The organism is Flavobacterium sp. (assembly GCF_965657075.1).
In the GTDB taxonomy this organism is placed as follows: Bacteria; Bacteroidota; Bacteroidia; order Flavobacteriales; family Flavobacteriaceae; genus Flavobacterium.
On record NZ_CBFHMV010000003.1, the window covers coordinates 68,583 to 84,484 of the forward strand.

A 15,902-nucleotide genomic window follows, 5' to 3' on the forward strand; every position below is an offset into this window, starting at 1 on the left:
TTTATTCCAATAAAAAGAAGGCAGCCCATTTTAAAGGTTCATCTCTGTATTTTTTACTCATTTCTAATTGTGTTTTGCTAAAAGCTTCTTTCAGTGTAATTCCTTTAAACCAGTTGGAATAAAGCAATTCCATAAACTCTGCTGTTTCTTTATCAGGCACTTCCCACAGACTCATAATCATTTTTGATACACCTGCTTTTTTAAAAGCACGTTGCAATCCATAAACGCCTTCATTGCCTTCTACATAGCCTAAACCTGTTTCACAAGCCGATAAAACTACTAAATCTGTACCGTGTAAATCTAAATTTGAAATTTCAAGAGCTGTTAATATACCATCTTCCTTTTCATAGGGATTGCTTCCGTTTAACCAAGCATAATTTGCTCCTGAAAAGAGTAATCCCGAACGCAATAAAGGATCATCAGCCAACTGAAATACATTATCATTATTTAAAGAACTGGCTTTACTTTTTGTGTTATTTTCAAAGAAAAATCCATGAGTAGCAATGTGAATTACTGACGGACTTTTTTTATCTAAAGCTTTTATTTTATCTTCAGTAGCCAGAGAATCTGTAAGCAATTGATAAGTGGTGTTGTGCTCTTGAAACAAGGCTTCAATGGCATTAATTTCCGCTAAAGTTGCAGGTAAATAATCCCATTTTTTTACTTCAGCTTGCTTACTTAATTTAGATATTTCTAATGTACTTTTATTTTCAATTTTTGAAGCCTTTTTATCGTAATAATCGTATTGAATTCCACCAACAAATAGAGCGTTGCTTAATTTAGGTTCATTTGATTTTTTGGTAAGATCAAAAGTGCTATTTAGTTGTACTAATGGATGTTTTTCAAGTAGCATTTCATTAGCTTCATTAGTTAACAAAGCCATAGGTATTTGGTGTAAAATTCCATCTAAAGCAAAATAAACCGTGTTTTGAAGATTGATGTAAGGCTCAAAAGGTTTCCAAATCAATTTATACAACTCCTTTGCTCCCACTTTTGCTCCTATTCTTTTAGCAGATGATCCTCTAGTTTTAAAAGTTTGATTCGGATTTAATTCAGATCCTTTAATTATCATTTTTAATTCTTTCTCATTAGCCAACACAACTAACTTTGGAAATTTAGATTGTTTACTAATTAAATAGGCCACATAAATATAATCAGGGTTTTCATCGTCATATTTCGATACATCTATTTTAGAAAATTCAATGGCTATTTCGTTTGTTTCTAGTTTGTTTTGAACATCTTGAAACGACTTTTTGAATTGATTATTATAATCTGTTTTAAAATGAGTATTATACAAGTCGGTTAATTCATTTTCTAAATTAATAATTTCCATATTTAACCCTTTTTCATCGATTTTCTGAAGGGTATTATTTTTAACAAATTCATTCTTTTTTTGAAGAAAAGTATTTATGAGGTTATTAATCTCTAAGTCATTTAATTCAGATAATTTTGTAATTAAATCTTTTGAAGTGTTTAATAACAGTCCTTTAAGCAAAAGTTGATTTTCATAATTTATCAATGCTAACTTTTCGTCATTTTTCAATATATAACCCACATTTTGAAAGAAATTAAATTTATCTTCGAGAGTTCGTAAATAAGTATATTTGGGTTTTTCTGAAGCAAATTTGAAAAAATCTTTTACTTGATTAACTAAAATGGGGTTACATTCCTGAATCAATGGTGTCAGATTTGCATATTTTTCTTGATAAAACAAGGCTTCCATATATTGTACTAAAACATTGGCATAATTGGGTGAGTTTTTTCCATATATTTTTGCAATACCATTAGCAGTTTCGTTAAATAATATTTCTGCATCTTGATATTTTTTAACCAATAGATAAAGATCACCTAAAAGTATCTTGTTTTCCAAATAAACCCTTGAAGATTTATCAGTTTTAAGAATGTTTTTTTGAGCAATTGTTATGGCATCGTCAATTTTATTGTCTCTCACAAGAATAGGAATTAATTGAACCAAACATTCTTGATATTGCGGACTATTTATATCTATTTTTTCAGCAATTTCAACAGCTTGATTAACTAGTTTTTTAGCTGATTCTTCATCAAAATACCATTCTAATTGAGCATAATTGGCTAGTTTTACTGCGTATTCTAAAGAGTTTTCACCATACACTTCTTTACTTTTATTTTTGGCTTTTTCTAATAATTTCTTTGCGAAAGAAGTATTTCCCATTTCAAAATACAAATTACTCAAAATATCGTAATAAGTAACATCATATTCCTTAGCATTAGCCTCTAAAGATTCATTAATTTCGATGGCTAAATTGGAATAATAAATGGCTAATTCATATTTATAATTTTGAGTATAAAAAACCGCTAAGCCCATGTAAGCATTAGCTATAGAAGCATTATATGAATCATCAGTAGCAGAAGAAAGTATTTCAATAGAATTTAAAAATGATTTTTCAGCCTTTTGTAAAAGTCCAATTTTTAGTTGAACCATTCCAATACTTTGCAAAATGTGAGCATAATTAACCGTATTACTTCCATACTGTTTTTTAATATAATTTAAGGATTCTTCATAAATGGTTAACGCTTCATCATAACGACCTAATCCTTCATAAATAAAAGGTAAATTATTGTATCTTAAATTATCATAATAAACTTTTGGAAATTCACTTTGCTTTTTTAAGATGTTTAAACCTTCATTTACATATTCTAAAGCTGTATTAAAATCAGCAACTTTAAGAAAAGCTGCAGCTGTATTAGTACATGAAACGCCGTAATTAATACTGTTTTCACCATAAATATCTTTAGCTAATGATTGAGATTTAATGTAGGTTTCTTTTGCTTTTTGAAAGTCTTTTAAGTCGAGATAAACACTTCCTAACATACTAAGTAACATAGTATTTTCTTGACTTTCCTCACCATATTCTTTTTTAAAAACGACTTGCGCTTTGAGTATATTTTCTAATGCTTTTTGCGGATTTATTTCGGTGTAAGCGGCTGCCAAATAGTAACACACTTGAGCCATTTCTAAAGACGATTTTCCATATAAATCAATACTATAGGTATAAGCGGTTTCTAAATTTTTAATGGCATCATCACTATCTTGATTTTCTAAACTTTGAACACCAGCATTAAAAACTTTAACAAATTTTTCTTGAGTAGTATTTTGAGCTAAAGAAATGAAACTCCAAAAAAAGATAATAATACTAATTTTTTTTATCATGATATAACTGTTTAAATTAAAAACTTAAATCAATAAAATTCCTTACAAAAATTGTATCATTTACAATGAAAAATCAAATTCAACTGTGTTTCCTCTATTGGTTGGTTTTTGTTTAGAATTAGTCAATTTTATAACACTTTTTGAAACTTCATCGTTTAATTTACTGATAGAAATAGATTTATTTTTTTCTAAAATATTTAATAGTGAATAGGTAAAAACTCCATTTTTCCATTTTTCAGATTCTAGTGCATAACTATTTCCAGCTGCTGCCGAAATCACTTTAATACCACTTTTTTCTGACACATCATTAAACAATTGACGCATGAGTTCAAAACTATTTTCAGTAGTTGTTTTTGTTGAAGTTCCAACAGAACCTTTTGAACCACTGTAAGAAACCACAACAGCATCACTTGAAATGGCATTTGAATACTCTTCTTTATCTAGTTCACCACTATGACATGCGTCAATCATTAAAAGTTTATTTCTTGCTGGACTTGCCAGTAAAATACTTTCCAAGGTATTATTTGTTATTCCAAACTCATTTGGTTTTGAAAAGTCCATATTTGGCGTGGCAAATCTAAAATTATAATCAGCGTCTAAAACGCCATGACCAGAAACAAAAACTATAATTTTATCATTTACATTTGCATTTTTAACACTATTTTTCAATTGATTAATTATTACATCATCTGCATTTTTATTAATCAAAGTACTAACAATTAAATCATTGCCATATCTCTTTTTTAGATTGGTTACTAAATCATTAGCATCTTTAACGGAATATTTTAAATTAAAATCTGGATTGTTGTATGTATCAGCTGCAATAATTATAAGATAAACTTTTGGGTTACTTTCCTCATAATCAGCATAAATGGTATATGTTTCTGTATTTGAAATGTATCCTTCATTATCGATACAATTCATTTGAATTAAGTTTTTTCCTTGTGATAATTCAATATTTTGAGATACCTTATTTTCATTATTAAGAAATTCATTATGAATCACTTGAACTCCATTTACAGAAAAGGAATAAGATTTTATAAATCTATTTTCAAAGGGTGTAAAAACTACATCAAAGGTCTGAAAATTATTAGTTGTAAAGGCTCTAATTTCATTATTATTAGTAATCTCTAGTAAAGGAGCATTTTTAAAAATATCATTTAAACTACTTTTATTTAGGCTTTTGGTTCGTTTTAAAACAGCTTTTTCAATAAGTTTTTGATACGTTTCATTGGTGGAACCCGATTCTTTTATGACAATATCAGGTCTGTTAAAATATTGGTCATAATCAGAAGGCAAATATCCTTTTCCATTAATAACAAAACCAAAATTATTAATAGCTCCTTTATCCGCTTTATAAAACAATTCTTCATTACTTTCTAAAGATTTATTACCTTCATAAGTAGTAAAATATATCGATTTAAAATTTTTATCTACTGATATAAAACTTTGTTCTGAATTAAAACCAAAACCGTTTGGTAAAGATTGAATATTTAATGAATAAGATGATTTAAAAGCATCAATTGAAGACCACAAGATGGATTTATTGGATAATTGAATTAAATATAATGGTCCAAAATTTCCGAATGCAATTATATCATTTGTTCGATCTGGTAAAAAATTATCTATTAAATTATATTTTGAAAATTCTTTTTTGGGTTGATTATTTAAAGTTTCTAAATCTAAACTAAAAATATCTACATACATATTTTCATCAAACTCACTAAACCAAAAAGTATCAGTTGTTTGATCAAAAGTATAATGAGATAAATTGTTGTTCTTATATTTTTTTAAAAAAACTACTTTATTATTTTTCCAATCCCAAACCTCAAGAATTGAAGTCGAATTTTTCTCGCCATTTATTGCAAAATAATTACCTGAAGTTGAAATTTTTACACCTTCATTTGATTCGTAATTTAAATAGTTTTGGAGTTCAAACAGTATTTTCCCTTTGGAATTAATTACTAGGTAAGAATAAGCTGTTTTATCTTTAACGTATTGGTTTCCAGCAATAAAATAACTATCATCACCTACTTTTTGACATAATTTTATATTGTATGGCAAACCTATTGAGTCTAAATTTTTTATATCAATAATAGGTTTAAAAATTTCAAGGTGTAACGAATCTTTATTTTCTTCGGTATTCCAAGTATTTCTTTTAAATGTAAAATTATAATTGCTCTTTGACAAATTACTTAATTGTAAAGTACCATAAACCAGACGGTTATAATCTTTTAAAAACAAACTATTGTCTTTGTAGTTATATAAAATATTTGTTCCGTTGAGTGTAAAAGGCTCTTTAGAATTACTACTATAAACAGTAAATTCATCCTCATTTAATTTTTTAGCAATGTAATAGTAATTAGAATTATAAAACACTTTATTAATTCTTCCATATTTAGTTTGAGAATTAATGGTTCTAAATACATCAATAAATTTTTCAGATTGTAAATCGTATAAATATAATTTTCCAGAATTTCCAAAGGGACTTCTATTATTAGATACCGAAACAATAATTTGAGAATTGTCAAAGTTAAGCGCATAAAAAGATGCTGACCTTTCGGAAACTGATAAATCAGAAAAGGTTGCGTTTAGCAAGTTGACTTTTGACAAACCATTAAAACCATAATTTAAAAAAACAAAAATATCTTTCTCAGGATTTAAAACATTTAAAACATGATTGTTAGGTGAACCTTCAATATTACCTACTTTATTATTATCCTCTTTAAGTAATTTTTCTTTATGAACAGGAAGTGTAATTTTTTTTGTGAAATTATATGATTTATCAAAAAAATATAAATCTCCTTCACCTGAATCAAAAATTAAATTTTTGCCACGATGTGGAATTACCAGAAATATATTTTTCTTGTTTACTATTGAAAAAACAGGTCTATCAAATGCTTTAAAAAGAACTTCGTAGCGCAAGTCTTCCTTAATTTTTATGATATTTCCGTCAAAAGTACCTGCTAAAACTTCATTGGATTCGTTTGTTACCAAGGTTGTTACAGAAAATGGAAAATCTAAACTATCTGTTACTTCTTTTTCAATTAAATCATATATTCGTATTTTACAATTCTTTATGTCTTCATAAAAAACTTGTCCTTTTTTTTCATTTACTAGCTGAATTACTCCATTTTTATCCATTGGAAAAACTTTAGAAGTAATTAAAATTTTATTAGGATTGTTTGGTAAAACAATAAAACTTTCAATGATTTCAGGAAATTCAATCTTAGTTTCTAAAGTATCAACTTTTTTATTTAATAAATCAACTAAAAGTAACTCTCTTGCTGTATTAACAATAAATCTAGAGTCATCATAAAATAGAAAACTACCTTGACCAATAGAGCCATTGTTACTAAAATCAACTTCCATTGAAGCCACTTGAATTTTTGATTTTTGGTCAATTAAGGTAAAGGTTGATAATTCACTTGCTAAAAGGTAAGTTCCTTTAGGACTTTGAAGTACTTTAGAAACAGATTCAAGATTTTTTTGCAATTGAAGCTTTTGTCCCAAAAAAGAAAAAGGAATTAAAAAAAATAGTATACAAATGAATTTTTGGCCAAACCTCATAATCACAAATTTAATGAATCACTTTTTCAATTACAGAAGCACCATCGTTTACAATTTTACTTTTATTATCTTTTAAAATAGAAGGCAATTTATTAATGTATTTGCTTTTACCGCCTTCAAATTCTTCCACTTGAACTGTGACATTTAAAACACCATATTTTCCATTGTTATCTATGGCTGTTGTAATTGGAATGTCATAATACCATGGCGATAGTATAGGTTCTTTAATTTGGTTGTCATACCCATATTTTAAGTTTTTAAATTCATAAGCTTGTTCAATCAACATTTTTTTCATGGGTGAACCGTCAGTGCTTCTCCATTGACCTTCTATAGCTACTGAAACTTTCGCATTCAAATTTTCATCGGTGTAAACTCTTGTTTTTGAAAACAAAATGCGAAGTTCATTAAAACTTAAACGAGTTACACTTGGATTTTCAGGATCACTTACCAACTCAATTACTGCATGAAAGTTTAATAAATCATTTTTTTCTTCTCTAATAACATCAGTCAACATTAAACTTGCACTTGCTCCTCTTGTTTTAGGAAGTGCTTGATATTCCGTTTTCATGGTGGAACTTAGTTCTCCTTTTTTTTCTGCATCAGACGGTTTTGAGTATTTTTTGATATGAATTTGATGGTATGTTTTTTCAATTTCACCAGAATCTGTATTGTAGTAATCGTTGATAGAAATTGATTTGTTGTAGGAATTTGATAAAGATTTTGAAGTCTTTTCTGCAAAGTAATTGGCACCTAAAAATATCCCTTGCAAAGCAATATCAATTGCTCCTCCTCTTGTTGCTGGCTTTTTTAATTCAACAATAAACTCTTCATCAGCTTTGATATTTGATTTTTTGTGTGTTGAACAAGAATACATTAGTATAAGTGCTGCTGCTAGAATTACTTTTTTCATATGGTTAAAATTTTGTTTTTAGTGTTTTGTTAAAATCAACTTTTACAATTATTAATGTCTAGAAAGTTGATTTAGATGCGGATTTAAATTTAAGAATTATGAAACCTATACAAATATAAAAAATCAATTTACATGAAAAATTTAATTCACTAAAAAAAATGGAAACATCTTATAAAACAATATATTATAAAAGAATTGTTTTATAAAATACTACTCCATTTCTCCTAAAAAAAGCGTCCAAACTTCTTTTGTTTTTGAACCAAATACCTTTTGAACAGGTTTGAAAATCACTTTACTAAAAACTTCTAAATTACATATTTCTTCACCTTCAATGACTTGTAAATAGTACTTAGTGGTCCAAAAATCTTGTGCTGCAATAGAATGTTCTATATGAGTCATTTTGAACTTGAAATTTTTATCAGCAACTTTTTCTAAGAGTTTATCAATCTGAATGCAGTATTTTTCAAAAGTGGTAACATCAATAACTTCTATATTTTTATTTTCAAATAAATTATGAATGGCTTTTTTAGTTTGTAATTTTAATGAATCAGATGTTTTTGAATTGGAGTAAATTTCCAAATAATTGTAGTAATCCTTAATTTTAAAAACAGCACTTTCCTGGTAAGCTTTAACCGATTGCATGCTAAAACTCGTTTTAATAGTCTTTTTAACTGAAACGGTTGTAGTAGCATTTTGGCCCAACAAGGCAAAAGTGAAAAACAAAAAAAATAAAGTAATAAATTTAATTCGCATTTTATTGTTGTATAATTCTTATAAAATTAATTTGTTGTTTATGGTTATTCTGAATATCAATAATTTTCATTTTTTGTAAGGATTGACTCGGAATTATTAATTTTTCTGAAAACTCTTGCTTATTAAAATATTCAGCTCCCAAATCGTTTTTTAGCATTACAATAACTTCTAAATCGTCTGCCAAAATTTTATTCAATTGCTTTTTTCTTGTTTGCCAATCTTTGATGTCTGATTTCATAAATGCTTTTAACATCATGGCAAAATCATCGGGTTTCAAAACAATATCTTGATGCCTTTTTTCATTTCGAACTACAATCACTTGATCTTCATAAAATGGACTTTTTATCACTACTTTTGTACTGTCTTTTGTATTGATTTGTAATTTTGAATCTATAATTTCAACTGGAATTTCGGTACTATCTTTAATAATTACAGCTTTAAAATCATCGTTATTAATCTTACTATTTGAAAAAGAATCTTTGACTTCAATGCTGTGAGAATTTGAATTTTTATAAAATTCCAGATATATAATCACCGAACTAATCAATAAAATTCCAACTAGTGAAACACTCCATAATAATGTTTTATTCTTCTTATTTTTTGATTTATTGATGGGTAGAACAATTTCTTTTTTGTGTTTAAAAACATATTCATCCCAACCCGAAAAACCAACCAATTGCGACAAAATATCCAACATATCTTTTCTGGGTAATTTGTGGTTGGTTTCTGGTTTTAAATGCGTATAAATCCATTTTTCACTAACCGATTGCTTGACTGTGTTTTCAATTAATTCAATTAAATTTTGAATATCTTGAGCACTAAAACTTTTCCATGTACCAGTAAAATAAGGATAACGCTCCTTATAAACTAAAAGCACCTCTTTTTTAAGATTTTGAAATAAGTCTGTTGGATTCATTTATGATTTGAAATCAAATGTATTAATGGATTGGCTTACATTACTGTAAATCTACTGTAAAAGTACTGAAAAAACTTTACAGTTGTTTGAAAGTTCTTTTACTAAACTAAATTTTGAGGTCAGTTGTACTATTGCATCATTATTAATTATAAAACTAAAAAAAATGAAAACTTCACACATTAAATTTTTACACTTAGTGCTTCTACTAACAACTGTTTATCAAACTCATGCTCAAATTAGTGGCAACCAAGTTTACGGAAACAATCATACCAATTACAATCATTCAAGCAACAAGACAATTACTGTGAATAATAATGTGCTTTCGGTAAGCATATCTATTTTAATGAATTCAAAAGCCGATGGATTTGTAATGACTTTAGGTTTGAATGAAGAAGATACAACTGTGAAACTCTGCAATGCTAAAATCAACACACGAATTGACGGTTTTTTGTCAAAAATAAAATCTTTAGGCATCAATAAAGAGGAAAGTTATGTCGATTTTATTTCACAAACTAAAGTCTATGATTTTACTATTGAAGGAACCTCTGCAAATCAATACGAAAAAGGATTTGAAATCAAAAAAAACATCATTATAACTACAAAAAACATTGCTCATTTAGAAAAAATCATCACTATGGCTTCAGAATTTGAAATTCATGATGTCATTAAAGTCGAATATTTTAATGAAAATTCAGATGAAATTCACACCAATTTATTTGACGAAGCGCTAAAAATGGTTGAAATAAAAAAAGAACGTTATTTAAAATCATTTAAAAAGAAAACCATTGGAACACCAGATGCCTCAGAAAACTTTGAAGTGTATTATCCAAAAAATCAATACAAAACCTATCAAGCTTTTGAAAGTTCCGAAATTCAAACCTATAACAACACTAGAAATTCTAATTACATGAAAAAAATAGCTAGAAAAAACAAGAGTTTTTATTATGATGGAGTATCAACTGCAGGTTTTGATAAGGTTATAAATGCCAATCAAACAGAAGTTGGGATTCAATACACATTAACTTTAACGGTTTCTTATAAAATTGACACTTCTATTTAAAAATTGATTCAAGTTTTTTGGGTTTCAGGTTGTTTCATAATTTTAAGAATAGCAATCTGAAACCTTTTACAATGAATCAAAGAAAATGCCATCAACATAATACCATAAATGATCTTCTTTTTTAAAAGTTGATTGTTCATGATGTACCTTGGCTTCTAGCTTTTCATCTAAATAATAAGCTTTAAATTCAACTCGATTTTCAAGAGCATTTAAAACCTCTAATTTTAACCAAGTATTACTTTTCGACCATTTTAAAATTTCAGATTTAGAGTAATATTTTCGTTGAGAAACATGCGTTGTTGCCATTAAATAATCCGCATTTTGTAACACGTAAGCGGAATACCTTGAACGCATCAATTGTTCTGGAACTACCGGAAAGGACTGTTTTTTTAGAAAGACTTCACAACAACTTTCAAAAGACTTTCCTGAATGGCAATAACAATTTTTCATTTAATAAAAATAGTTTCTTTTTATAGCAACAAATGAATTATTGGTATAAATTAGTGCGTTAATAATTTCTGTTCTTAAATCTTCTAAAGAATTAAAATTCAAATGTTTTGACCATTCTTCATGAAGCAAAACTTCTTTACAAATTTTAATACGTTTTGCCGTTTCAGAAGCATTTCTACAAATAGATTTTCCATCAAAAAAAGGATTTAATTTATGATGAAAATCAACTTTTTTTGCTTGAAAATCAACTGCAATATAAAATAAATTTTCGTGGTCATTATTTGGATAAAAGTCGGTCCATTGGGCATAACCTATTTTAATCTGAACTTGTTTCAGATTCTTATCAACTAAACCAATATTTGATATTATAATTGAACTTGTTTCCAACTTCCAACGACAATTAGCCGCTCTTCCCCAATGATTGGAAACTCGGTATAAACCTTCCTCAGTAAAATAATAACTGCTGCCCGATTTACTTTTGTAATTGGCTTGCAAACTTTCAATGTCTTTATCCATAACTTCACTAAAAATACAGAAAGTGTGTTTATGAAAATTGTATTTATGATACTTTTTATCCAAAATATTAAAATTCTTATTTATTGACTTAATAAAATATCAATAGTAAAAAAAAACAGCTTTTAATTTGTTAAATAATTAACCAAATTACTTCATATGTAACAAAAGTTACATTCTAATTATTTGCATTAGTTACTTTTACAATATTAAACTAATAACCAAATATCATGAAAAACAACTATCAAATTGTAATTGTTGGTGCAGGAACTGGTGGAATAATGACTGCTGCCCAATTGCTTCGCAAAGATAAAAATTTAGAAATAGCAATTATAGATCCTTCCGAAAAACATGTATATCAACCGGCTTGGACATTGGTTGGTGGTGGAGCTTTCAATTACAACAAAACAATTCGACCAACATCCTCTGTAATTCCAAAAGGAGTGACTTGGATAAAAGATAAAGTTGTTGCGTTAAATCCTGATAATAATAGTCTAACTACTGAAAATGGCGGTGTAATTTCTTATCAATATTTAGTTTTAGCACCTGGTTTAGTTTATGATTTAGATGGTATTGAAGGTTTAAGAGAAAATCTAGACAAAAATGGTGTTTGTAGTAATTATACTGATCCAAATTATACTTGGGAATTAATCAAAAACTTTAAAGGTGGAAATGCAGTATTTACTCAACCCACAACTCCAATAAAATGTGGTGGTGCGCCACAAAAAATTGCCTATTTAGCTGCAGATTATTTCAGAAAAAATAAAGTTAAAAACACCGAAGTTGTTTTTGCTACTCCAGGGTCTGTAATTTTTGGAGTTAAAGAATTTGCTAAAACATTAATGCAAGTTATTTTTAAATACGGAATTCATTTTAAACCACATTATGCGCCTGTCAAAATCGATGGAGAAAAGAAATTGGTTTATTTTAAAAGTGTAGCTCCAGAAGAAAATCAATGTGTTATCAATGAAGGAAACGTTTTAAATGAAGAATTTCACGGTGAATCAGAAATAGTAATGCCTTACGATATACTTCATTTAGCTCCTCCACAAATGGCACCCGATTTTATTAGAAATTCTACATTGGTAAATGCACAAAAATGGTTGGATGTTGACATTTTATCATTACAGCATTTAAAATATAAAAACGTATTTGGTTTAGGAGATGTTGCTGCATTACCAACAGCAAAAACTGGAGCTGCAATTAGAAAACAAGCACCAGTAGTTGTAGATAATTTATTATCAATGATTAAAGATAATAAATTAGGGCATGCAACTTATGAAGGCTATTCGTCTTGCCCACTTGTAACAGGTTATGGGAAAATGGTATTAGCAGAATTCAAATACGATAATGTGAGAGATTCTGACCCGTTTTTATCAAAATTTGTAGATACTACAAAAGAAAATTGGAGCATGTGGATTCTTAAAAAATATGGATTGCCTTACTTGTATTGGAATAAAATGATGAAGGGAAAAATGTAACAATTGTAACAAATCTAAGAAGCATTTTTTTTACCTTTACAGAAATAAACATCAAATGAGAGAAGAACTATTCCAATCCTATAATTATATTTTTGAAGAAGAATTATTAGAGGAAATCGATAAAATTGGTACTTACAGAGAATTCAAAGCAGATGATTATTTAATCGAAATCGGAGATTACATCAAATCAATGCCTTTACTACTAACTGGAGCAATTAAAATACTTCGAGAAGATGATAAAGGCGATGAATTATTGCTTTATTTTCTGGAACGTGGAGATACTTGTGCCATGACTTTAACTTGTTGCTTAGGAAATGCCAAAAGTAAAATAAGAGCTGTAGCAGAAACAAACGGTGCGTTAATAATGATTCCTGTCGAAAAAATGGAAGATTGGTTGACCAAATACAAGACTTGGAGAAACTTCGTCTTTGATAGTTATAATGTTCGTTTAAAGGAAATGCTTGAAGCTATTGATACTTTGGCTTTTATGAATTTAGATGAGCGTTTATACAAATATTTGACCGATAAAGCCAAAGTGATTGGAAAAACCGAAATTCATAACACACATCAAGAAATTGCTTATGAAATGCATACTTCAAGAGTAGTTATATCAAGATTGTTAAAGGCTTTAGAATTGAAAGGTAAAATAAAACTGAACAGAAATAACATTGAAATTTTAGAGTTTTGATTGAAATATTAGGTTATATAGGTGCTTTATTAATTGGACTCATACTAGGTTTAACTGGTGGTGGTGGTTCTATATTGACTGTCCCTATTTTAGTGTATGTATTAACCATAAATCCAGTAACAGCAGCAGCATATTCTTTATTCATTGTCGGAACAACTTCGGCATTTGGTGCTACACAAAATTATTTCAAAGGTTTAGTTGATGTTAAAACCGGATTTTTATTTGCAATCCCATCGTTTACAGCAGTTTATTTAACCAGAAATAATATTGTACCGATGCTTCCAAATATTATTTTTGAAAATGATTTGGTTTTGCTTACAAAAGCTAAATTTTTAATGGCATTTTTTGCATTAATTATGCTATTTGCAGCATTTTCAATGTTAAAAAAGAAAAAAGAAATTACTATTGAGGAAAAGAAAAGTAGTATAATTAACTTAATCAATCAAAATTTTATAATTGGAATTATTATTGGTTTAGTTGGCGCTGGTGGTGGCTTTTTGATAATACCCTCTTTAGTTTTATTTGCAAAGCTACCCATGAAAAAAGCAGTTGGTACTTCCTTATTTATCATAACAATGAATTCATTGATAGGTTTTATAGGTGATGTGCAAAATTTAAAAATTGATTGGTTATTTTTGATGAAATTTACAGGTCTTTCAATTATTGGTATTTTTATCGGAATTTACCTTAATAAATTCATAAATGAATCGCAATTAAAAAAAGGTTTTGGTTACTTTGTGTTAGCAATGGCTTGTTTTATTTTACTTAAAGAATTCTACTTTATGTAACCAATGTTACTTATATATTACTCAAAAAGAACTAATTTTACATTATAATAAAATAGATTATGAAATTGCCTTTAATATCAAGTTTGTTGCAAACAAACACTATTGAAAAATAAAGCGATACCATATGATCTTTAAAAAACAATAAATATTTACATATGAAAATAGAACAAATTTATACAGGATGCATTGCACATGCAGCCTATTACATTGAAAACAATGGTGAAGCTGCCATTTTTGATCCTTTAAGAGAAGTTCAACCCTATATGGACAGAGCAATAAAAGACAATGCTAAGATAAAATACATTTTTGAAACACATTTTCATGCAGATTTTGTTTCAGGACATATTGATTTAGCAAAAAAAACGGGTGCAGAAATTATTTTTGGACCAACTGCAAAATGTGGCTACGAATGTACTACAGCTGAAGATAATCAAGAATTTAAAGTAGGTAATTATACCATAAAAGTACTTCATACGCCCGGTCATACTTTAGAAAGCACCTGTTATTTAGTTTCTGATGAGAATGGAAAAGCTCATGGAATTATTACTGGTGATACTTTATTTATTGGCGATGTTGGTCGTCCAGATTTAGCTCAGGAATTAGTTGAAGATTTAACACAGGATAAATTAGCAGGATATTTATTTGATTCTTTACGCAATAAAATTATGCCTTTAAGTGATGATTTAATTGTTTATCCAAATCACGGTGCAGGAAGTGCTTGTGGTAAAAATATGAGTAAAGAAACTACGGATACATTAGGCAATCAAAAGAAAACAAATTATGCCTTGCGTGCAGATATGACAATTGAAGAATTTAAAGCTGAATTATTGGACGGATTAACACCTCCACCTGCCTATTTCCCTCAAAATGTTATGATGAACATCAATGGTTACGAAAGTTTAGATTCTATCATTACTAAAGCAGATAAGCCTTTAAGTCCTAAAGAATTTGAAGCAGTTGCTAATCAATCTGAAGCTTTACTATTAGATGTGCGTCACGAGAATGATTATGTTGAAGAGCATATTCCAAATTCTATATTTATAGGTCTTCATGGTGGGTTTGCCCCTTGGGTTGGAGCTTTAATTAAAGACGTAAAACAACCAATTTTATTAATCACACCTGAAGGTAAAGAAGAAGAAACTATTACAAGATTATCAAGAGTTGGATTTGACAAAACTCTAGGGTATTTAAATGGTGGTTTAAAAGCTTGGAAAGAAGCTGGTTTTGAAACAGATTCGTTGCATTCGGTTTCTCCAGAAGAATTTGCTTCTAAATTTATAGAAAGTATCGTTATTGATGCTAGAAAACCATCAGAATTTAGTGCTGAGCATGTTGAAAACGCAAAAAATATTCCTTTAGATTACATCAACGATTACTTATCAGAAGTTCCTAAAGAAGAACCTTTTTATGTACATTGTGCTGGTGGGTATCGTTCAGTAATTTGGTCTTCCATTTTAAAAGCACGTGGCTATCATAATATGATCAATGTTGAAAAAGGAATGTCAGGTATTAGGAGCACCGAAGTTCCATTAACAGATTATGTTTGTCCTTCAACTTTAAAGTAAATAAAAAAATCAGGTTAA

12 protein-coding genes are annotated in these 15,902 nt (G+C 28.3%); 5 read left to right on the forward strand and 7 right to left on the reverse strand.

All coding sequences use genetic code 11. From position 1 onward, the window contains the following. Position 1: 1 nt before the first annotated feature. The 5 genes from ACTF56_RS03265 to ACTF56_RS03285 form a co-directional block, all read right to left on the reverse strand. Positions 2-3,190: a CHAT domain-containing tetratricopeptide repeat protein gene (locus ACTF56_RS03265; protein ID WP_438965483.1), complete on the reverse strand. Its 3,189-nt coding sequence runs from the start codon at positions 3,188-3,190 to the stop codon at positions 2-4. 60 nt (positions 3,191-3,250) lie between these two features. Beyond that, complete coding sequence (locus ACTF56_RS03270) at positions 3,251-6,685, reverse strand: caspase family protein (protein WP_438965484.1); 3,435 nt, start codon at positions 6,683-6,685, stop codon at positions 3,251-3,253. Between the two features lie 85 nt (positions 6,686-6,770). Next, entirely contained in the window at positions 6,771-7,670 is a 900-nt protein-coding gene (locus ACTF56_RS03275) for a hypothetical protein (protein WP_438965485.1), read from the reverse strand. 210 nt (positions 7,671-7,880) lie between these two features. Then, entirely contained in the window at positions 7,881-8,423 is a 543-nt protein-coding gene (locus ACTF56_RS03280; RefSeq protein WP_438965486.1) for a hypothetical protein, read from the reverse strand. A gap of 1 nt (position 8,424) precedes the next feature. Beyond that, on the reverse strand, positions 8,425-9,339 hold the full coding sequence (locus ACTF56_RS03285) for a hypothetical protein (RefSeq protein ID WP_438965487.1): 915 nt from the start codon (positions 9,337-9,339) through the stop codon (positions 8,425-8,427). Between the two features lie 163 nt (positions 9,340-9,502). On the opposite strand from ACTF56_RS03285, the gene ACTF56_RS03290 reads away from it, so the two are divergent. After that, a complete protein-coding gene (locus ACTF56_RS03290) occupies positions 9,503-10,399 on the forward strand; it encodes an SIMPL domain-containing protein (protein ID WP_438965488.1) in 897 nt (298 codons plus the stop codon). 66 nt (positions 10,400-10,465) lie between these two features. Here ACTF56_RS03290 and ACTF56_RS03295 read toward each other — a convergent pair whose 3' ends face one another. Both ACTF56_RS03295 and ACTF56_RS03300 read right to left on the reverse strand, forming a co-directional pair. Further along, the gene (locus tag ACTF56_RS03295; protein ID WP_438965489.1) at positions 10,466-10,849 is read right to left on the reverse strand and encodes a YchJ family protein; all 384 of its coding nucleotides are present in this window, start codon (positions 10,847-10,849) and stop codon (positions 10,466-10,468) included. Then, entirely contained in the window at positions 10,850-11,365 is a 516-nt protein-coding gene (locus ACTF56_RS03300; protein ID WP_438965490.1) for a hypothetical protein, read from the reverse strand. It abuts the gene before it with no gap. A gap of 227 nt (positions 11,366-11,592) precedes the next feature. On the opposite strand from ACTF56_RS03300, the gene ACTF56_RS03305 reads away from it, so the two are divergent. The 4 genes from ACTF56_RS03305 to ACTF56_RS03320 all read left to right on the forward strand — a co-directional run bounded on the left by ACTF56_RS03305 (position 11,593) and on the right by ACTF56_RS03320 (position 15,884). Then, on the forward strand, positions 11,593-12,843 hold the full coding sequence (locus tag ACTF56_RS03305; protein ID WP_438965491.1) for an FAD-dependent oxidoreductase: 1,251 nt from the start codon (positions 11,593-11,595) through the stop codon (positions 12,841-12,843). Positions 12,844-12,898: 55 nt separating this feature from the next. Further along, positions 12,899-13,531: a Crp/Fnr family transcriptional regulator gene (locus ACTF56_RS03310; RefSeq protein WP_438965492.1), complete on the forward strand. Its 633-nt coding sequence runs from the start codon at positions 12,899-12,901 to the stop codon at positions 13,529-13,531. Beyond that, positions 13,531-14,319, forward strand: a complete 789-nt coding sequence (locus tag ACTF56_RS03315) for a sulfite exporter TauE/SafE family protein (protein WP_438965607.1) — start codon at positions 13,531-13,533, stop codon at positions 14,317-14,319. Before ACTF56_RS03310 ends, ACTF56_RS03315 begins: the two co-directional genes overlap by 1 nt. Positions 14,320-14,474: 155 nt before the next feature. Beyond that, positions 14,475-15,884, forward strand: coding sequence for an MBL fold metallo-hydrolase (locus ACTF56_RS03320; protein WP_438965493.1), 1,410 nt, complete (start codon positions 14,475-14,477; stop codon positions 15,882-15,884). Positions 15,885-15,902: the final 18 nt, after the last annotated feature.